16 protein-coding genes are annotated in these 21,671 nt (G+C 35.3%); 10 read left to right on the top strand and 6 right to left on the bottom strand.

From position 1 onward, the window contains the following. Window position 1 precedes the first annotated feature (1 nt). Entirely contained in the window at window positions 2–2,758 is a 2,757-nt protein-coding gene (locus MUB18_RS13090) for a DUF1553 domain-containing protein (protein ID WP_248753368.1), read from the bottom strand. A 569-nt stretch (window positions 2,759–3,327) separates the two neighbouring features. On the opposite strand from MUB18_RS13090, the gene MUB18_RS13085 reads away from it, so the two are divergent. Together MUB18_RS13085 and MUB18_RS13080 are read left to right on the top strand one after the other, a co-directional pair. Further along, window positions 3,328–4,221, top strand: a complete 894-nt coding sequence (locus tag MUB18_RS13085; protein ID WP_248753367.1) for an AraC family transcriptional regulator — start codon at window positions 3,328–3,330, stop codon at window positions 4,219–4,221. Window positions 4,222–4,410: 189 nt separating this feature from the next. Further along, window positions 4,411–6,237 carry an alpha-L-fucosidase gene (locus MUB18_RS13080; RefSeq protein ID WP_248753366.1) on the top strand — a complete coding sequence of 609 codons (1,827 nt, stop codon included), beginning with the start codon at window positions 4,411–4,413 and terminating at the stop codon, window positions 6,235–6,237. 121 nt (window positions 6,238–6,358) lie between these two features. Here the strand turns inward: MUB18_RS13080 and MUB18_RS13075 are convergent, their stop codons facing one another. The 3 genes from MUB18_RS13075 to MUB18_RS13065 all read right to left on the bottom strand — a co-directional run bounded on the left by MUB18_RS13075 (window position 6,359) and on the right by MUB18_RS13065 (window position 12,248). After that, entirely contained in the window at window positions 6,359–7,279 is a 921-nt protein-coding gene (locus MUB18_RS13075; protein ID WP_248753365.1) for a dihydrodipicolinate synthase family protein, read from the bottom strand. A 111-nt stretch (window positions 7,280–7,390) separates the two neighbouring features. Then, entirely contained in the window at window positions 7,391–8,926 is a 1,536-nt protein-coding gene (gene nanU, locus MUB18_RS13070) for a SusD family outer membrane lipoprotein NanU (RefSeq protein ID WP_248753364.1), read from the bottom strand. Window positions 8,927–8,948: 22 nt separating this feature from the next. Beyond that, window positions 8,949–12,248 (bottom strand): SusC/RagA family TonB-linked outer membrane protein, encoded by a 3,300-nt coding sequence (locus MUB18_RS13065; RefSeq protein WP_248753363.1) that lies wholly within the window; start codon window positions 12,246–12,248, stop codon window positions 8,949–8,951. A 138-nt stretch (window positions 12,249–12,386) separates the two neighbouring features. Here MUB18_RS13065 and MUB18_RS13060 point away from each other — a divergent pair, with 138 nt between their 5' ends. Further along, entirely contained in the window at window positions 12,387–13,118 is a 732-nt protein-coding gene (locus tag MUB18_RS13060; protein ID WP_045753997.1) for a FadR/GntR family transcriptional regulator, read from the top strand. Between the two features lie 225 nt (window positions 13,119–13,343). Here the strand turns inward: MUB18_RS13060 and MUB18_RS13055 are convergent, their stop codons facing one another. Then, window positions 13,344–13,673 (bottom strand): DUF3276 family protein, encoded by a 330-nt coding sequence (locus MUB18_RS13055; protein WP_045753998.1) that lies wholly within the window; start codon window positions 13,671–13,673, stop codon window positions 13,344–13,346. A gap of 284 nt (window positions 13,674–13,957) precedes the next feature. On the opposite strand from MUB18_RS13055, the gene MUB18_RS13050 reads away from it, so the two are divergent. The 5 genes from MUB18_RS13050 (at window position 13,958) to MUB18_RS13030 (ending at window position 19,259) form a co-directional block, all read left to right on the top strand. After that, complete coding sequence (locus MUB18_RS13050; RefSeq protein WP_248753362.1) at window positions 13,958–14,857, top strand: LiaF transmembrane domain-containing protein; 900 nt, start codon at window positions 13,958–13,960, stop codon at window positions 14,855–14,857. 2 nt (window positions 14,858–14,859) lie between these two features. Further along, on the top strand, window positions 14,860–15,903 hold the full coding sequence (locus tag MUB18_RS13045) for a sensor histidine kinase (protein ID WP_045754000.1): 1,044 nt from the start codon (window positions 14,860–14,862) through the stop codon (window positions 15,901–15,903). Next, complete coding sequence (locus tag MUB18_RS13040) at window positions 15,896–16,636, top strand: LytR/AlgR family response regulator transcription factor (protein WP_045754001.1); 741 nt, start codon at window positions 15,896–15,898, stop codon at window positions 16,634–16,636. The genes MUB18_RS13045 and MUB18_RS13040 overlap by 8 nt, the downstream gene beginning before the upstream one ends. Window positions 16,637–16,672: 36 nt before the next feature. Further along, window positions 16,673–18,103, top strand: a complete 1,431-nt coding sequence (locus MUB18_RS13035) for a serine hydrolase domain-containing protein (protein ID WP_248753361.1) — start codon at window positions 16,673–16,675, stop codon at window positions 18,101–18,103. Between the two features lie 160 nt (window positions 18,104–18,263). Then, the gene (locus MUB18_RS13030; protein ID WP_248753360.1) at window positions 18,264–19,259 is read left to right on the top strand and encodes a 2-hydroxyacid dehydrogenase; all 996 of its coding nucleotides are present in this window, start codon (window positions 18,264–18,266) and stop codon (window positions 19,257–19,259) included. Window positions 19,260–19,370: 111 nt separating this feature from the next. Here MUB18_RS13030 and MUB18_RS13025 read toward each other — a convergent pair whose 3' ends face one another. Next, window positions 19,371–20,222 (bottom strand): mechanosensitive ion channel family protein, encoded by an 852-nt coding sequence (locus MUB18_RS13025; RefSeq protein ID WP_045754003.1) that lies wholly within the window; start codon window positions 20,220–20,222, stop codon window positions 19,371–19,373. A gap of 137 nt (window positions 20,223–20,359) precedes the next feature. Between MUB18_RS13025 and MUB18_RS13020 the strand changes: the two genes are divergently transcribed. Beyond that, complete coding sequence (locus MUB18_RS13020; protein WP_052627587.1) at window positions 20,360–21,229, top strand: AraC family transcriptional regulator; 870 nt, start codon at window positions 20,360–20,362, stop codon at window positions 21,227–21,229. 2 nt (window positions 21,230–21,231) lie between these two features. Beyond that, window positions 21,232–21,666: a DUF983 domain-containing protein gene (locus MUB18_RS13015; RefSeq protein ID WP_045754004.1), complete on the top strand. Its 435-nt coding sequence runs from the start codon at window positions 21,232–21,234 to the stop codon at window positions 21,664–21,666. The last annotated feature ends 5 nt before the right edge of the window (window positions 21,667–21,671 follow it).

Genomic DNA, 21,671 nt, shown 5'->3' with positions numbered 1-21,671 from the left:
TTTAAGATTTTGTAAGAAATTCATCCAGATTCAATAAAGCATTGGCTACCACCATGTAGGCAGCCTTTGATGTTAAAGATGGATCTTTTAAATCACTCGCATTAACAGCCATGAATTTAGCCGCCTCTGCTGGTTTTTTATTAAAATTTTGTAATGCTTCTTTATATAATTTTTCCAGTGCAACCACTTTTTCTGCACTCGGATTTTTTAACATCAGTTTCTTATAACCATAAGAAATTATTTTTTTAGAATCTCCTGCTCCTTCTTTCTGCATGAGTGTCGAAAGATGTTTAGCCGCCTCCAGATAAACGGGATCATTCAACGTGGTTAGTGCTTGTAATGGAGTATTTGTTCTGATCCGATCAACCAAACAGACCTCTCGACTCGATGCATCAAAAGAAATAAATGAAGGATAAGGACTTGTCCGTTTTAAAAATGTATATAATCCCCTTCTAAATTGGTCTTCACCGGTACTTGTTGCCCACGATTCACCACTATATACCGTCATCCATACACCATCCGGCTGATAGGGCATCACCGAAGGTCCATACATTTTAGAACTGAGGAGGCCACTTACGGCTAATGTCTGATCCCGAATCTGCTCTGCCGAAAGTCTGAATCTTGGTCCTCTCGCTAGAAATATATTAGCCGGATCTTTCTCCACATCTCCTTGATTTAAACTCGATGATTGCTTATAGGTGGAAGACATAACAATATCCTTAATAAGTGCTTTCATACTCCACTTTTTATTTTGCATGAGATCTAGCGCTAAGTAGTCCAATAAATCAATATGCATAGATGGTGTACTCTGCGTCCCCATATCTCCTAGTGGTTCCACCAACCCGCGTCCAAATAATTGCGCCCAAATTCGATTGACCAAAGTACGTGCTGTCAAAGGATTATCTTTACTTACAATCCATTTAGCAAATCCCAATCTATTGTTAGGAGCTCCCTTTGGAAAAGGATTTAATGTTTCAGGAACTGCAGGTTGCACCTCTTTACCTAGCGCTAATCTATTTCCTCGCTCAAAAACATGTGTTTTACGATGCATTTCTGCAGGATTTTCAATCATCACAGGTACACTTTCAGGATTTGTATTAATCAGTTGCATAAAGTTATTTTGCATACGCTGGGACTCCGGGTCTGCAGATACTGGAAACCCTTCGCGCAATGCGAACCACTCAATCATACAAATCGGCTGATCTTTTGCTTCAGTTGCATTCTTAAATATTAAATAAAGGTCATGAACTCCGGTATCATCTTTCAGATCTGCTTGAATAACTTGTCTTCCTGAAGTACTAGGCAATTGGACTGTCGTCAGTAACGGGCCTGTTTTACTACCCTTTCTGACTTCTATGGCACCTCCATTTAATGATGTCCAATAATTCATATAAAATTGCTTTTTACCCTGCAAGGTGATGTGTTTCAATCGAGCACTTCCTCCTGAACGTATTCCGAGCCATTTAGTATCATACAAAGCGCCGTTTTCAACCTGATCACTATAATGTGCATGAATTTTTGGTTCCAAGGTATGCAAAAATAAGTCTGTAGAACGGATCAACTTTTGATTCCCTTTCTGGGTCAACCAAGATTTGATACTATCCACTCTGCTTTCGTCTTCGGCCTTATAGAACCGCAACCTTGGATGATCACCTTGGGTATCTTCATCTCGTGTATTATTAAAAAAAGCAACAGATTTATAATACTCTTCAAATTTAAATGGGTCGTAAGTATGACTGTGACACTGTACACACTCAAAAGTTGTACTTAACCAGACCTGGTAAGTCGTATTGACCCGATCTAAAACAGAGGCAACACGAAACTCTTCACTGTCTGTCCCCCCTTCATCATTATTCATTGTATTTCTGTGAAAAGCAGTTGCAATAAGTTGATCTTTAGTTGGATCAGGTAATAAATCACCCGCTAATTGCTGTACCGTAAACTCGTCAAATGGCATATCTTTATTAAAAGCTTTAATGAGCCAATCGCGATAAGGCCATATTTGTCTTGACCCGTCCTTTTCATAACCTTTAGTATCTGCATATCGGGCTAAGTCGAGCCACCAGCTAGCCCATTTTTCACCATACTGCTGTGAAGCGAGTAAACTATCAACTCTTAACTCGTAAGCATTTCCTCTCGTGTCATTCACAAATGATTGCAATTCGGATAAACTTGGCGGAATACCGACCACATCAAGATACAATCGTCTCAATAAGGTCTCCTTATCTGCCTCTTTTGAAAAAGACAGGTCTTTCTCTTTCATTTTATCTTGAACGAAATAATCGATATTATTGGATATACCCGATGGATTCATACCAAATAAACCGGCAAAAGAAAATGGTTTAGGTACTTCAACTTTTTCAGGCAAAGTATAAGCCCAGTGCTTGCCCCATTTCGCCCCCTCATTGATCCATCTTTTCAAGATGTCGATTTCATCATCACTCAATCGTGGTGCATTGTAAGGCATTCTTAATTCGGGATCATCAATGGTCAACCGTTTAATAAATTCACTATGATCTGCATCGCCTGCGACTATAGCCGGTTTACCAGACTCTGCCTTAGCAAATGCCTCATTTTCGAAAAGCAAACTAAAACCTCCATTTTTCTTTACGCCACCATGGCAAGTAATGCAATGTTTATTAAGGATAGGTTTCACTTCAGCACTAAAATCAACAGGTTTTTCCTGTTGAAACGCAAATAATCCGACAGCTGCACAAATAGTCAATAAAATGGATACAACGACAACTTTCTTTCTCATTCTAAATATAGGTTTAACTTAAAAGGCCAAATTTCAATGTTAATGGTACAATTTTTAATCACAGACAACTTATGTATCTGATATGATGGCTTATAAATCATACTTAGGTTATAAAACAATCTTACTTCCAGCTAGTCTATTTTACAATTATAAAATTAGGGATCTTATAACGAATAAATTACAACCCGATTATCAATTAGTGACAGTATATTAACGCAATTGAAGAACTTTATGCTCTATCATCTAGATTCTGCAGTACATTTTTTTGTTGAAATAAATTTTCTATAATATATAATTGGTATCAAGATCTGAAATAAGTGTTGATACGGTGTCAATAGTTGATGAGCAGATAGCTCGTGAATGTCAAAACTAAAAGACAGTTTAAAGCATCAAAAGTAATTTAAAGGATATTAAAATACTTAAAAAGTGTTGGTAATATTCGATATCATGAATTTCCTATTGCAACTATTTATCCCTAAATACAGTGATGAGCACTGTATCTGGCTTAAAATTGTTTTATAATGTTGAAATTTATATATTCGTAAATTATAGCCAATACCATTTGATGAATGAAAGCCCAATTAATAGAAATAAGTCCACCTTCAAAAAAAACAATCTATATTAAATTGGTGGATCAAGCTTTTTTAAGTAATCCTCTACATTTTCACGAATTATGTGAACTGGTTCTCATTGAAGAAAGTTATGGTAAGCGTATTGTTGGTAATCATATCGATTCATTTAGCGCTGGAGATTTGGTTTTGATCGGACCCAATGTTCCACATATCTGGCGTAATGATGATGTATTTTTGACCCCAAATCATCATGAACGTGCTAGAGCTATTGTGATTTATTTTCCTGCTGACTTTCTCATTCAATTAACAGATGATCAATCGACTATACAAGCCATGGAGCACTTTATAGATAAAGCAAAAGATGGTTTACGATTTTTTGGAGATACTTTAGAAAAAGCAATTACGATGATACGCGATTTAATTGAGAAAGATTCTTTATCTAAAATAACAGGTTTTCTTAATCTCATTACCCTACTTTATCAAACTAATGAATTCGAAAGTTTGGCAAGTGGTTCCTATAAACCCATTTATAACGAAAGAGAAAATAAACGTATAAATTTAATTTATCTGTATGTTATGCAGAATTTTAGGGATACGGTCTCCTTAAAAGATGCCTCCGCTTTATTAGACATGACTCCCAATGCATTCTGCAGATTTTTCAAAAAGCACACACAGAAATCATTTTCTAAATTTGTCAATGAAATGCGGATAGGTCATGCTTGTAAGTTATTAAAAGATAAAAACTACAATATATCTGAAGTCTGCTATGCGAGTGGCTATCAAAATCTAACGAACTTCAATAAGTTTTTTAAAGAAATTATGAACAAAAATCCTAGCGTGTACCGTAAAGAGATGGAATTAGGAAAATTTAACATGAATGACCATCTTTAAATTTTTTCTTTGATGTGCGATTTAACATACTCAAAAAATATAAGACTGGTTTTTCAATATATTTAAACGATCAATGATCTTTTCAACTTTTAATATACAAATTATTTAATTTCTTTGTAAAAGAAAAAAGTACAGTATAAAATCAATCTTCTACTCGATACATGTTGTATCAAACCTAATCAAACCTTCATGAAATTATTAAAAAAAACCACACTCCTCAGTCTACTTTCCGCAGCAGTTTTATCTGCTACTGCACAATCGTCATCAGTTCCATACGAAGGGGTATCTGGATGGAAAGAAACAAAAGACAGTCGTATGGAATGGTTTAGAGAGGCTAGATTTGGCCTATTTATCCATTGGGGGCTCTACAGTGCTGCTGGAGGTAGTTGGGATGGAAAACAATATCCACAACACTATGCCGAATGGATACAAGCTTGGGCCAAAGTGCCAAGTAAAACTTATGCTGAAGTATTAAAACCAAAATTCACAGCTTCAAAATTTGATGCCACTGCGTGGGCATCTTTAGCTAAGGAAGCAGGTATGAAGTATGTTGTTATAACCTCACGTCACCACGAAGGATTCTCCATTTTTAATAGTCAACAACCTTATTCATTAAAAAATGACATCACAGAAGGTACTAATATTTCACCTAAAGGACGTGATCTTTATGAAGAAGTCGTTAAAGCATTTCGCGCTAAAGGATTAAAAGCAGGTGCTTACTATTCATTATTGGATTGGCAACATCCGGACTCTTACGAAGGTCTTTCCTATTTAAACCCCAACACTACTGGCTATAAGCCCAATCATGAAGTCTATAAAGATTATTTATATGGGCAGGTGAAAGAGCTTGCTAATAATTATGGTGGTTTAGATGTGTTATGGCTAGACTTTAGTAGTAAAAACAGAGAAGGCGAAAGCTGGGGAACAAAGCGTATCTTGACAGATTTAATCAAGTGGCAACCACAAATTATCGTTAACAATAGATTCTGGGATGGCCTAGAAAATAAAAATGGAGATATAGGCACTCCCGAAAAATATATACCACCAACCGGTCTTCCGGGTATGGACTGGGAAGTGAGCCACACGATGAATGAAAGTTATGGATATAGTGCACACGATCAAAACTGGAAATCTTTCGACAAAACAATGCGTTTATTTATTGAAACTGTTAGTAAAGGTGGAAACTTCTTACTTAACGTAGGACCAGATGGCGAAGGTGTAATACCTGAAAAAGCAGTGAAATTGCTTCAAGATATTGGACAATGGATGAAAGTTAATAGTGAAGCAATCTACGGTACTACAGCAAGCCCATTTCAAGGTCTTGACTGGGGATACTGTACTCAGAAGGGTAAAAAGCTTTATTTCCATGTTTTTGATATTCCACAAAATGGAGCCATAGAGGTGCCTTTGTCAAGTGCGATCAGTAAAGCATATGTAATAGGAAATTCTAAAAAGTCTTTAAAAATTACAAAGACATCTGCTGGCAAAACAATTCAATTACCAACTAATTTTAAAGGTCAAATGCCATTGGTGATCGTAGCTGAAATTAATGGTTTGCCAGAAGTTATAAGACAGCAGATACGCACTCAAAAAGACGGTCGAATAGTATTGACGGCAAATAATGCCAAATTAATTGGCGCTGGAGGAATTAAACTTATCGGTGCTACGACACATAATCCCAATCGTCCTAATGCAATAGGTGATTGGTCAAATAAAGGTGACCAAGTGATATGGGATATAAAAATACAACGTCCCGGCACTTATAAAGTAATCGTCAATTATCTCCCTAATGAACAAAAGTCAGGTACAATTTCACTTTCATTTGGAAACAACAAATTGTCATACCAACTTAATGATGCTAAAGGCAATCAGTTTGTAGATATGGAAATTGGAACATTCGAAATCTCTCAGCAATCGCTGGGTGATACTGCTTTAAAGGTTGAACTTAAGGCACTTGAAATCAAAGGAAACATGCTTCCAGAGATCAGTTCAATCAGACTGATTCCTGCTAAATAAATAATATCAATATACCGTAAAGTCGATTCCTTTTTATCATAAATAAAAGGGAATCGACTTTTTCACACGAACTGCCCATTATGCAGGCTGTAACTGATACCGTTCTGATAGAAGTTAACGACTACTTTGAACAAAATGTGTGAAAATTCAATTGAGCAACATCTTTTTCAAAGGTTTGATATTGTTCAATAGACATATTTTTGACAGGAAGCCTAAATGCACCACAATCGATTCCAATTTGTTTCATGTAAGATTTTCCTACAGATATACCACCATATTTCCCCAATAAAGTAATCATATCTATAGATTTTTGTTGTAGTAAGTTAGCTCGTTCAAAGTCACCTTCATTAAATGCTTCTATCAATTCATGATATAATGGTGCTGCGTAGTTATAAGTACTCCCAACTGCACCCTTTGATCCTAAAACAAGGGATGACAGCATATTTTCATCTCTTCCCCACAACATATCATATTTACGTCCAGCAAAATTCATACACGATAAAAAATCCATAAAATCTTCATGGGTATATTTAATACCTGCAAAATTTGGGATACTACCATCTACTGCTTTTAGTAAGTCAAGCATTGCAAAATTTCCGCCAGTCAATACAGGTATATGATAATAATAAAAAGCAGTATGGGGTGCCGCTGCTGCAACTTCAGCGCAACATTTGGCCAATTGTTCTACATTCGCAGGTTTAAAATAATATGGAGATGTAAATGAAACAGCATCAGCACCCTCCTGTTGAGCAATTTTAGCCAATTCAACACACTCCCGAATATTAGTACCTCCTAATAATACCATCAATATGAAATCTGGATCCTTTACCGTGAGTTTAGCCCAGGCTTTTAACACCTCAACCTTTTCTTGAAAGGTTAAAGATACCCCTTCTCCCGTTGAGCCACAGATAAATCCCCCTTTCACATTATTATTTTTTAAAGATTGATAATAATTGGGTATTTGCGCTAAGTTTAATGTTCCATTTTCATTAAATGGCGTAAAAGGAGCTGCAATTAAGCCCTCGATTTTTTGAGTGATCATAAATATATACTTATGTTTTCAGTTAAATATGATCCCACCCCATTTCAATTACTACATGGGGCAGGATATGTTTTTTATTAAAATAATAGCCTATCAGGGATGGGCAGACTATTAAAATTCAGGATAACCAACAGTCTGTTTAAGAGCTCTGTTATTTGTCAGTGAAGCTCGATCAATCGGCCAAAGCAATTTGTAAGCTTCTTGTGCCGATAAACCTGTACGTGAAAATACGTATTGATTGCCAAACCTGCGTAAGTCGTACCAATACTTACCCTCCCCTAAAAATTCGAATTTACGTTCTTGTAAAATCGCTTCATTTGGATCTTTATCAACGGATTGATTTGGATAGCCTAACACACTTTCCGTATAATGAATACCAAATGCACGGTTACGTACTAGATTTATTTCTTCTTTTGGGCTTTCTCCTAGAATGACTTTTGCTTCAGCCAACAATAATAAAAGATCTGCATAACGATATACTGGATAGTCATTCGTGTAAGCTCGGGCCCCTGCATTCTGCTCTCCTTGGTACTTCTTTAGAAAACAACCTGCAATTTTATAATTTCCTGCATTATCTTTACTATATGCAGCCTGAATAGAGCTATTTTTACGCGTGTCTAAATCATGATAATTACGATAAGTACTGATACGAGTTGGAATCCGTAATAAACCTCCATAATTATCCTGCGTCACACTAAATTGACGTTTAGCCAACGAATCAGAGAAATTAACAAGAATATTTGCATTAGGAACAAAATCTGTAATAAATCCAAGGGTGGCTTCATTCAGTTTATGCCTAAGCACAAATATCATCTCATTATTTCCTTTACTTTTCACATCATTAACACTATTGAAGTCTGTTTGCAAAGCTAAAGGTAAATTAGATTTTACATCTATAAGAGCGTTTTTCGCAATAGTAGCATCTGATTTGGCACCCTCACGATGTGCTGACCACAAATAAACCTCTGCTTTGAGCATCAAAGAAGCACTTTTAGACCAAAATGAACGTTCTTGCTTAATACTATAATCTGTTCCAAAAGCTGAAACTGATTGATCCAAATCTGATTTAATCAGCGCCATTACCTCTGCTTCAGGAGAGGCTGCTTTTGCAAGATTGGAAACTTCAATCTTATCGATAGCCTCTATCTGAATAACAACATCTCCCCAAGTCCGATATAATTGGAAATAGTAAAATGCACGCATGCCATGAGCAATACCCAGATAATAGTTTTTTATTCCTTCAGTCAATACATTGGTACTGTTCAATTTGTTAATCATCAGATTAAGCTGGTTGATCTGATCATATAATCCTCCAAAGTTGCTTACTCCAGAATTATCCATATCCAAATTGTGTTGCCACATTCGTTCCAGACCTTGTGATGCTTCTCCAGTGAAAGATGCTGTAGTCCCTGGATCATTACCGAAAAGCCCGGCACGCATTTCACCTAAAAATAAAAAATTACGCTCATGTGTTCTAAATCTAGAATGTAAACCGACGACAAATGCATCAAATTGATCTGCAGTCTTCCAGTAAATTTCATCACTATAGTTACTCACTGGTGTAAGTTCCAGATCATTTGTACATGAATTTAATCCCAAACAGGTTAAGCTTCCTACAAAAAGATAGGTTAATATTATTTTTTTCATGATAGTTTTTCAATTAATTCAATTAAAAAGAAAGTTGAACGCCCAAAACATACGATCTCGGAGTAGGATATGTACCCCCATATACACCAGTTGCTACATTGTTTCCATCGACTGGTGGTTCAGGTGTCGGACCAGAAAATTTAGTAATATAAAAGAGGTTATTTCCACTTACATAAACTCGAGCTCGTGAAAGAATATGTGTTTTTGAGTATAACCATTTCGGAAGATCATAGGAAAGGGTGATTTCACGAAGTGCTAAATAATCTCCTTTCTCATAAAATCTAGAATTATTACTGTTCAAACTTGGGTTGCCATTATTACCCCGTGTATAATTCTGTTTTGATCCCACAACTTGATCTGCAAAATAAACTTTCGGAATATCTGTTTCCGTATTCGTTGGAGACCATGCCTGTTTTTGTAATTCTAAATAATTAAAGGTACCTTGATAATTACCCAATGTACGCGCTACAAGATCATTATAAATGGTATGTCCTAATGCAAATTCCCAATTGGAAAACATATTGAATCCTTTGTAACTCATATTGGTAGTGAAACCACCAGTCCACTTAGGATTGATATTGCCGATATATACTTGATCACGAGAATCGATTATATTATTACCATCAACATCCAGCCAATTGACATCACCGGGCGTTATCCTTCCATTTTTACCTGCAGGTAGATTTGGTCCAGTAATTCCTGCAATTTGATCCGTTCTATTGCCCGCTATCTGACTTACTTCTGCATCATCTTTAAAGATGGAAACTTGTTTATAAGCATAGATATCACCTAATGTTTGACCTTCTTGATAACCACCTACCCATTTAACCTGACCTGAAGCTGGATCATAAACCTGTAAACCGCCCTGTCTATTATTTTCAACACCATTGTATGGAAGTTCTAATATTTTATTTTTGACAAAAGCAGCATTTGCACCAATATTTAAATTAAATCCATCAGGATTTTTTAAAATTTGTGATTGTATTGCGACTTCGAAACCTTTGTTTTGTAAAGTTCCTAAATTCGTTGTAATGTTTGGAAACCCGACGTAACTAGGCAACAGCAAATTGGTTAGCAAATTACTTGTACGACGATCATAATAATCTAGCAATACCGTAATACGATTATTCAGTATACCTAAATCTAAACCCGCACCTGTTGTTTTACTTGTTTCCCAAGCTAGATTCTTATTTACTGGTGAAGTATTTAAATAACCTGCAAGACCATTATAACTAGTCTGCACATTATATACTCCTTGTACTTGGTAGCGACCTAGACCTGCGATATTTCCATTCTCACCATAACTTATCCGTGGTTTGAAGGTGGTTATATATTTTGAAAGAACGGATTTCTTAAAAAACTCTTCTTGATGCATATTCCATCCTGCGGATGCCCCAGGAAAAAATCCAGTACGATTTCCTTGTGCTAATATAGAAGTTCCATCTAATCGATATACAGCATTGATCAATATTCTGCCATCATAATCATATGCAAGTCGCCCCATTGAAGATATGATTCGGTACTCAGATGCATTACTGGTATTACTTCCAGCTGCGAAAACCGTAGATGCATTGACCGTAGGGATATCATCAGTAGGTGCATTTTTTCCATACACTTGCATATAATCAGTCTTCACTTTAAAATATTCTGCTCCCACCATTGCAGACATATTATGCTTTTCTGCAATACTTTTCGAATAATTTAAGATACCATTAAACTGTGTTTGAAAGTCTCTATTCAAATTGCGAATAGCATCTCTTGAGCTACTAGCTATCGTTTGTGGATTTGAAAATATATTGGAATAAGTTTGCGTAGACATCTGGAAAGACTCATTCAACTCTTCTTTCATATAAGCATTACCTGTTGCTTTAAAATAAAGGCCCGGAATGATATCCCATTTTAAAGAAGCATTCGCGACTATACGGTTCGTTTCATTTTTACGTTTCAAACGTCCTAACCAGTATAACGGATTACCATCACTAGCTGAAACTCCAGGATTTGGTTGCGTTTTAGCTTCATCAATCCATGGGTTAAAGGTAGGCCAAATCGCTAATGTCCTATAGATTGCATTCGTTTCAGAAGAAGGTGTTCCATATTGTGAAGCCGTGGAAAGTGTCACATTGGTAGATACTTCCACGTTAGGTTTCAATTTGTAAGAACCATTGATATCACCCGTGTATCTTTTGTAACTCGAGCCAACGATCACGCCATCTTCATTATAGGCATCGAATGCTGCGAAATATTTCCCTTTATCATTTCCTCCCGAAACATTTACATAATGATCTTTTGTATAGGTATTCCTAAATAAGGCATCTTCCACTTCACCACCATGATCTTTATAAATGATCTGACCTCCGTAGGGATCATCCACAAGCTTCCAACCCTGATTTAATAAGGGCTTCAATTCATCTGTGAATTTTTTAATATCAAATGCCAAATTGTAAGCAGGATCTGGCGAAATACCCAATCCCCTTGAGCTATTGACAGATTGCAATGAGCGCCCAGCATTTAAATAGCCTTGTCGCGTATACTGGATATAATCACCCGCATTCATATATTCATAACCTGCTCGGCGCTGATTAAAGCCTCCGACAAATTTGTAGGATATATTAGAAGTGCCTGCCTTCCCTGTTTTAGTCGTCACCAAGAGCACTCCATTGTTTGCTCTAGCGCCGTAAATAGCTGTCGCAGAAGCATCTTTCAATAAATCAATCGACTCAATGTTTTCAGAACTGATATCATTCAGATCCCGAATTACACCATCAACAATAACTAGCGGTGCTCCCGGATTATTGATAGAGGCCCCACCTCTTAACTTTAACATAGGAGCTGCACCTGGTTGACCAGATTTATTAACAACCTGTAATCCTGGAATACTTCCTTGAAGTGCAGTTGCAACATTAGATCTAGGCGAATTTTGAAGTACTTCTTTATCCAATTTAGAAATAGAACCTGTTACACTTCTTCTGCTCTGTGTACCATAACCCACCACAACAACTTCATCAATTTGTTGATTTGATGATTCTAATTTGATATCCAATGTTTCCCCTTGACCAACTTTTACTTCCTGAGATTTATACCCTGTAGAAGTGATGATTAAGACTGTATTTGGATGAGTCGGTAAAATAAATGATCCATCAGCTCTAGTTTGTAAGGATTGTTTACTCCCTTTTACACTGACTGTGACATTACTGAGCACCTCTCCCGTAACGGCGTCCCTAACCTTACCTTGGATGTTTCGATCTTGTGCATGCACTAAAGCTAGATTTCCTGCTAGCATAGACCAAATTAATAAATGTTTTAATTTGCGGTTTGAATACATATTGGTTATTATTAAGTATTACATAAAGCAAATCTAAATAAATTAATTTGTAAAAAGCAACAAATATTTAACATTATGTATAACATAGTTGTTATTAATTATGTGTATATTTGTTTTTAAGCGTATACAAGCACTTTTATGAGCACAAATTCAACATTAATCAACTTTGTAAATACCATTGACACCTCTTCTTTAGTGGATAAAGTAGAGAAAGAAATCATCAATCTATTTATAAGTCAAGGGCTAAAAATAGGAGATGCACTTCCAAAAGAATTAGAATTAGCTGAAACTTTAGGCGTGAGTCGCACAGTAATACGTGAAGCTATGTTACGATTAAGATTAGTCGGGTTGGTAGAATCCAAAAAACATAGAGGAGCCGTATTAACAAGTCCCGATTTAATCAGTCCAATGAAAAAATCGCTTTATCCAACCATTATGGATGATAAAACATTACGTGATCTATTCGAAATGCGCTTAATTTTAGAGCTTGGAATGGCTGATTTATTGTATCAACGCATTACTCCCGAAGATATTCAAGAATTGGAAGCTATTGTTTCAAAAGAATCTATTGATTTAGACAATAGTATATTTGACATTGAAATCGAAGTTGCTTTTCATGGAAAGCTTTATGAAATTAGTGGCAATATTATGTTAAAGGATTTTCAGAATTTACTTTTACCTGTATTTAAATTCGTTCACTCAAGTGGAATGTTGATTGAAAAATCCAATTCAAAAAACTTTATATCCCATCGTGGGCTTGTCGATATTTTAAAAGTCGGTACTCCTGAAGTATTTCGAAATGCGATGCGTCAACATTTAGACAATCACTTTCAGCGCATACAACAATATGATAACACCATGATTGATTAAAAAAATCATTTGGTCAAAAAAAATACAAGCAATAGCTAGCAAAGGAGTAATGTCTGGAAAACGGCTATAATTTGTTACACCAATTCGTATTGTTGGCAGTAGGTCACCGCTTCCTTTTGGATTGATTCAAGAAGCTGAAGATATTATCTACACTTTATTCTAATTTTAAAAAATAAAAAGGGCAATAATTTATTACAGCCCTTCTTTATTTAATTTGTAAAAATTTTAGAAAGAAAAATCATCTTTAGATGATTCACTAGCATATGCTGGGTCCTCAAAATTAGGCTCATAACGTTTTTCAACAACTTCTTGATTCGACTTAATGTATTCAACAACATCTGTCAAACCTTCTGCAAATTTTTCAAAGTCTTCTTTGTACAAGAATATTTTGTGTTTAATAAACTGTCCGTCTTCAAAACGTTTTTTACTTTCAGTGATGGTAATGTAGTAATCGTTAGACCGTGTAGCCTTTACATCAAAAAAATAAGTACGTTTACCTGCTCTCACTTTTTTTGAAAAAACCTCTTCTCGCTCTTTGTTTTCAAAATCTCCCATTGGTTATTATTTAAGTTTAAGTAATCTTAATCTTTGATAAATATATAATAATTAGCATGAAACTTCCAAATATTATTGGAAAAAAAATAAATATTTAGCCTGTCCTGCACTATTTTAGCATATTTGACATTTATATTTGACTATTTTGTACAATCAATCGGTTGATAAGAATATCTTTTCACCGAGGATTTTATTACATTTACCGAATAATATTGATCGATTACCTATTTCAATTACTCAAGGTTATAAAACACCTATATCTTTGAAGTATAAATTTAAAAGTCATGGAAAAAGAGCCATTCGTACCAAAAAGTAACAACAGCAAAAATATCATAGGTGGTATCATCATACTCATTGGAATCCTATTATTGCTAAAAAATTTAAACATAGATTTCTTCTTCCCATCATGGATATTTGGTTGGTATATGATCCCGATCATTATAGGTCTAGTAATCGGTGTTAATTCAAATTTTCAAAAAAAATCCTCTGTTATATTAATAGCCGTTGGTCTAGCATTTCTTGCCAAAAGAATTATGCATACTGATTTTGGAGGTATTATTTTTCCCGTACTGATTATAGGATTAGGAGCTTACTTTATTATGGGCAGAAAAAAAGGATTGCCTCCACTTCCACCTACTCCACTAACTCCTAATAGCCCACCTAGACCTCCTGCGGATTTTGATTGGGACAAGCGCGTTGTCGATCCTAATACAGAAAGTGTTCAGGCTGAAGGTGAAGATAGACTAACAGATGAAAATTCTACTATAAACGATAACAGTAAACAAGGTCTGCTCAACGAGCAGACCTTCGCTGCTCCAAATTACTCACAAACGGATAATAGCTTCGAGGATGTACTCAATGTCAACTCCATATTTGCAAGTCTTAAAAAGCTCATTCTATCTAAAAACTTTAGAGGAGGAAATATCGCTTGTATGTTTGGTAGCGTATCCATTGACCTGACACAAGCAGATATTACCGATGTCGCAGTTATTGATGCCTTTCAAATGTTTGGCAGTGCTAAAATTATTGTTCCAGCAAATTGGACAGTATACTCCAATGTATCTTCGGTTTTCGGAGATGTCGATGATCGACGTTTCAATGTGGGTCTCACCAGAGATCCTGCAAAAAAATTATATATTACAGGCACCTGTCTTTTTGGAAATTTGACCATTAGAAATGCCTAGCCATGAAGGATAAACTGTTATTGCAGAATAAAAATCGACTCATATTAATCATTTGTTTAAGCATATTGCTAGGCTACTTTGTCATGCAATATGCTTTGATGTATAGATCTGGTTTTCCGAGTGAAATAACCATTAAAGACTCTATTATCAATAGCCTTACGATGATGCTGTGTTGTTATGCCATTTCAACAACACTAAACTATTACATCCCAAAACCCAATCAAATCTGGAAAGTACTGATTATTGGATTTATCATGAGTGGTATCAGCATCCTAGGTAGTCGCCTGGTCGTTCAGTATTATTTACCAAAAGAGCATTTAAAAATATATGATCTGATCATACCTTACCGATACATTGTCAATTTTCTTATTCTAACTTCTGTTGCCATCTTTATTATCGTCTGGAATATACAAGAAGAGTATATTTCAAATATCAAAAGAAAACAAGACTCTGAAAATCAGTTGCGCGAAGCAGAATTATACAACCTTAGGCAACAATTACAACCTCATTTTCTTTTCAATAGCCTAAACTCTATAATTGCACTAATTGGTAGCAAACCAGAAGAGGCTCGCAATATGACTTTCCAGTTATCAGATTTTTTGCGCGGCACACTTCGTAAAGAAAACAATCAATTAATTGTCTTACAAGAAGAGCTAAATCATTTAGAATTATACTTAGATATTGAAAAAGTAAGATTTGGTCACCGGCTTTATATCCATATGGATCATGATCAAGATGTCTTATCGACTAAGATACCGGCGATGATCTTACAACCGCTGGTAGAAAATGCAATTAAACATGGACTATACAACGTTACCGAAAATGTAACCATTAACATTAAATGTTTCTTAGAGAACAAAATGTTGCATGTCTCCATAGAAAATCCTTTTGACCCAAGTGAAGCTATCCAATCCAAAGGAACAGGATTTGGACTTACAAGTATTGAAAGACGTTTATTTCTACTTTTCGGTCGAAATGATCTTCTGACAACTCATAGTGAAAACAATATATTTACCAGTAGTATCAAAATACCGCAATATGATTAAAGTTATCCTCATTGATGATGAACCCTTGGCGCGTTCTATCTTAGTAGAATACCTCAAACAGGACCCATCAGTTTCTATTGTTGCTGAATGTGGAGATGGATTTGAAGGAGTAAAAGCAATACAGCAACATCAACCTGATCTCTTATTTCTAGATGTTCAGATGCCAAAGTTGACCGGTTTTGAAATGTTGGAATTAGTAGAAAATCCACCTGCAGTCATCTTTACAACAGCATTTGACGACTATGCATTAAAAGCATTCGAAAAAAATGCCATTGATTATTTGATGAAACCTATTTCACCTAATCGATTTAGACAGGCATTTGAAAAGTTTAAATTAAATTTTGCCAAACCAGCTGCAGAGCCTGCACCAAATTATGAAGCTGTTATACATCAAGAGGAATCCAAATTAGATCGTATTGTAGTGAAAACTGGAACGCAGATTAAAATTATACCAGTTCCACAAATCAAATATTTAGAAGCGTACGATGACTACGTCAAAATTCATACGGCAGACGGTATGTTTCTGAAAAATAAAACAATGGCTTTTTTTGAAAAACATCTAGATGAACAAACATTTGTCAGAATTCATCGCTCTTATATCATCAAAGTTGATCAATTAGCACGCATAGAACCTTGGGAGAAAGATAGTTTTGTTGCTATCCTGATTACCGGTGAAAAATTAAATATCAGTAAGTCAGGATATGCCCGATTAAAACAAATGATTGGCATATAGATAAAGTTTATGTAAATTTGCAGCAGTATATTCATTATGAAAAATTTTATTGCTGCACTTTTACTCAGTAGTTCATTGTCTGCTGTTGCTCAACATTCTAATCAAGAACAAATAAATCATACATTCTATAATAAAATAGAATTTTTTATCAATTCACAACATACAGACTCCATTTATAAATTGGCTAATGAAGATTTTAAGCGAGCAGTACCTTATTCTACTATAAAAAACTTACTGGAAAATGAAATTTATCCATTAGGTAGGATCAAACATGCTGAAAAAATAAACTTCAGTAATGGAGTAAGTCAGTACCGTGTGGATTTCACCGATAAATCCTTTCAGGTTCCCTTCGGTATGGATAGCACATTTCATTACCACACTTTAGGTTTTCAACCCGTTACCAAACCAATTGCAGAGAAACAGGCACCCGTATTAACAAATACAGTTGTTGAAAATAAAGTTGATTTTTTCATTGATTCTGCGGCCAATATTTATACAAAAAAAGGAAATACTCAATCTTTAGCAATTGGTATAATAAAAAATGGACAGTTAAACACCTATTTTTACGGTGAAACTGAAAAAGGAAATAAAGTACTACCAACAAGTAGTACTCTTTATGAAATAGGATCTCTTTCCAAAATTTTTACAGCGACCCTACTTGCTAATTTTATTGAAAATGAAACATTAAGTCTCGATCAATCGATCATTGATTTTTTGCCCGATTCTTTAAAAACAAATTCAAGCTTACAAAAAATCACCTTTAAAACTTTAGCTAATCACACATCAGGTTTACCTCGATTACCAAAAAACCTTGAAAAAACAAAAGGTTTTGATCCTACTAACCCTTACAAGGATTATGACAAAAAATATTTATACCAATATCTAGCGACTTTCAAAGCAGAAAATGAAGCCGGAGAAAAATATGAATATAGTAATCTTGGGTATGCATTATTAGGAGATATATTAACATCACTTAATAAAAAAAGTTACAATACATTAATCCAAGAAACTATTGCAAAACCTTTAGGCCTAACATCTACTACTGATATTCTAAATCCTAAAACACAATACCTTCCCAAAGTATATAATACAAATGGAGAAGAAACTAAAGCCTGGGATTTTCAAATATTTAGCGCTGCTGGCGGTTTAAAATCTACTGTAACAGATCTACTCAACTTTGCCCAAGTGCAATTTAAAATGCCTCAAACCCAATTAGAAAATGCTATGGCACTTACTCGCCAATTCACTTATTTTCTTCCTCCTAGCACAGACATTGGCTTAGCTTGGCATATGGATTTATTAGATGATATTACGTACTGTTATCACACTGGCGGTACAGGAGGTAGCAGTTCATTCATAGCTATTGCACCAGATAAAAAAACAGCGGTTGTTTTACTCTCAAATGCAGCAGAATCTGTAGAAACAAATGGATTATCAATTTTCCATTTTCTACTTTCTCAAAAATAAGAAAAAGCAATTATCCAAATCATTAGGGGACATATGCTATCATATATCCCCTATTTTTTTTATTTTCCATATTCAAAAATTCTGGATGTTAGAGGAGTTATTGGCTTTTATATAAAACAAATTTTCCTAAGTTTGGTTATATTAATTTGATGTAATGACTATGAAAGTTTTTATCAGTAGAACAATTCCCCAAAAAGCAATTGATAGTTTAAAACAGGCTGGTTTTGAGATTATCTATCGTACTGAACCTGGAAATATCGATCAATCCGATTTAATTGAGTCCTGCCAAAAGGTCGATTATCTTTTTGCGGCAGGACATAACCTCTTAGATGCGAAGTTTTTCAATGCCTGTGGTCATCTCAGAGGAATTGCCTTGATGAGTGCTGGATATGATAGCGTTGATCTTCGTCAAGCTACCAAAAACGGTATACCGGTGAGCAATACTCCCGACGTCTTATCCAATGCAACAGCTGACATCGCCTTCCTATTAATGCTAGCAGTATCAAGAAAAGCATTTTATATGAATCGCAAAATCACCAGTAACCAATGGAAAGATTTCGAATTGACCGAACACTTAGGAATTGAATTAAACGGAAAGACATTAGGTATATATGGATTAGGACGTATCGGATTTGAACTTGCTCGCAAAGCCAAAGCCGCTTACAACATGAACATCATCTATCACAATAGGCATCCTAATCAACATACGCATAAATTACTAGATGCTACATACGTTAATTATGATGAATTGCTGACGCAAAGTGATGTGCTATCGGTACATGCCAACCTTTCTGCTGAAACAAAGAATAAATTTAATAAAGATGCCTTTAAAAGAATGAAAAACACCGCCATTTTTATTAATACAGCACGAGGAGGCTTGCACCAAGAGCAAGATTTATATAACGCATTGATAAATGGCGAATTATGGGGAGCAGGTTTAGATGTGACAAATCCAGAACCGATGATTGCCAACAATCCATTAATTAGCTTGCCCAATGTGGCCGTACTGCCACATATTGGATCCGCCACAATAGAGGCAAGAGATAACATGGCATTAATGGCAGCCAATAATTTAATAGCACTAAAAAATCAAATCAAAATGCCACAAATACTAAATAACGAGATCTATGAAGATAATATACAAAATAATCAATAAAATCAACAAATTGATTTTGCCAAAATACGCGAAGAAAGATCCTTCAAAGTTAAAAAAGTACCAACAAGCTATTATAGCTTATCGATACTTCATTTTAATTAGATCCTTAGATTAAGATTTCATAATACGGTCCTGTCCCCCATTTGGATCCGAAATAATACGCATCTCGGTCTGCGGATAAGGGATACTAATATTATTTTTATCCAAAGCAATTTTAATAGCTTCTTGATTTTCATTATTGGCAGGCCAAAAATCTTCTTTCTTTGTCCATGCCCGTATGGTCAAATTAACAGAGCTATCCCCCAATCCTTTTACAAAAACCTCTGCCGCAGGCGTTTTTAGAATACGAGGATCAGCATGGAGTACATTCATAATGATTTCGCGAGCTTCTTTAATATTAGCATCGTACGAGATACCTACAGTATACTCAAAACGTCGATTAGTAATTTTTGTGAAATTTTGAATAACGGAGTTTGCTAAAGGACCGTTTGGACTAAATACACGAACACCATCTCCCGCAATTAAAGTTGTATATAAGATATCGATTCTTTCCACAGTACCCGAAGTTCCATTATTACTGCTCATATAGTCCCCGACTTCAAACGGTCTAAATAAAAGAATCAATACCCCGCCAGCAAAATTACTTAAACTCCCCTGTAAGGCTAAACCTGCTGCTAGACCAAATGCAGATAATGCGGCAATAAACGACGTTGTTTGAATTCCCATCGTACTTGCTACAGTCAAGAATAATAATGCGTAAAACACAACACGCAATATACTCATCGCAAATCCACGTATTGATAAGTCTACATGACGCTTTTCAAATCGTCTACTGATGAGGTTCAGCAAAAACTTGACAAGGTAACTTCCGACGATTAATATAATAATCCCTGTAATAATGCTTGGCACCTTTAAAAGTACCACATCTAATAGCGTGTCCAGACTGGTTTCTAATCTATTCATGTGTAATCTGATTTTTGTTCCATATAAATATAATAATTGAATCACAATTTGGCAATAAATTTACCGATCGTTGAAAAACACCATTAAATCGATAATTAAATCAGTTTTTAATATGATATTTGAAGTAAATTTGTAGTGTGATAAAGAAAAGTACCATACCCGTATTAGATAACTGCTCCATCAATAATGATTCGAGCAGCCTATTATTTGTCGATCATCTGGCTGATTATATCGCAAAGCACCACAACATGGTATTCCCGCATAAGCACAATTTCTACCATTTTGTATTATTTACAAAGGGCTCAGGCAATCATTTAATCGATTTCGAAAAGCATGACATAGAAGCTTATCAAATCTACTTTATGGCACCTGGACAAGTACATACTTGGAACTTCAGTGGTGACGAACAAGGTTTTGTAGTGAATTTTGATCCAGAATATTTTCAATCTTTTTTACTGAGGACTGACTATTTAAACCGTTTCTCATTTCTAAGTGGACAGAGTGATCAAATTGTTTTTACTATACCAGAGACCAATCGACAAGAAGCTTTAAAGATGTTTGAAGCATTTTACCAAACGAGCAAAAATCCAATTGCTACAGATTTAATTCGGGTGAGTCTGCTCCAACTATTACTTTGGATCGAGTCATGGCATGGCACAAAAACAGAAAAAACAAGTAATCCCTATAATTATACCATTTTCCATAATTATCAGCGATTAGTTGAAAAAAACTTTAAAGAAATCAGATTACCCAAAGCATACGCAGAACAATTATTTATTACCCCCAATCACTTGAACGCGATCTGCAAGTCTTATATCGGGAGTTCTGCTGGAGAGATAATCAGGGAGCGCGTATTGCTTGAAGCAAAAAGGTTATTGGTCAATAAAAATCTCAATATTAATGAGATCGCAATCGAGTTGAATTTTAATGACAACTCTTATTTCACTAAATTTTTTAAAAAAGCTACTGGATTAACACCCGATGAATTCAGAAAAAACAACAGTTAGATATGAAAGAGAACGAAACTACCTACGAATTATCAGAGTTTAAAGCTGCCAGCAAAGCACTGTGCCCTCGCTGTCGAAAAGGTAAAATATTCACAGGGAATACTTACGGTTTTAAAACTCAAAAAATGAATACACATTGTGATTATTGTGGTTTACGTTATGAACGAGAACCTGGTTATTTTTATGTATCCATGTTTGTCAGCTACGCATTTACAGTAGCCGAAATGATCACAGCTTGTGTCGCTGCCTATGTGATTACCGGCAATGACAATTCTTTTTGGCTGTATTCAATTGTCGCTTTATTAACAGTTTTTATACTTAGTCCTTTCAATTACCGATATTCTAGGGTCGTATTGATGTATTGGTTGAGTCCAGGATTAAACTACAATCCCAACATTAAACAAAAGGAAATCAATCCTACATCAAGGACTTTATAAAAAAG

Source organism: Sphingobacterium sp. PCS056, from assembly GCF_023273895.1.
Lineage (GTDB): Bacteria > Bacteroidota > Bacteroidia > Sphingobacteriales > Sphingobacteriaceae > Sphingobacterium.
This window is presented reverse-complemented; position numbering and strand designations above follow the sequence as displayed.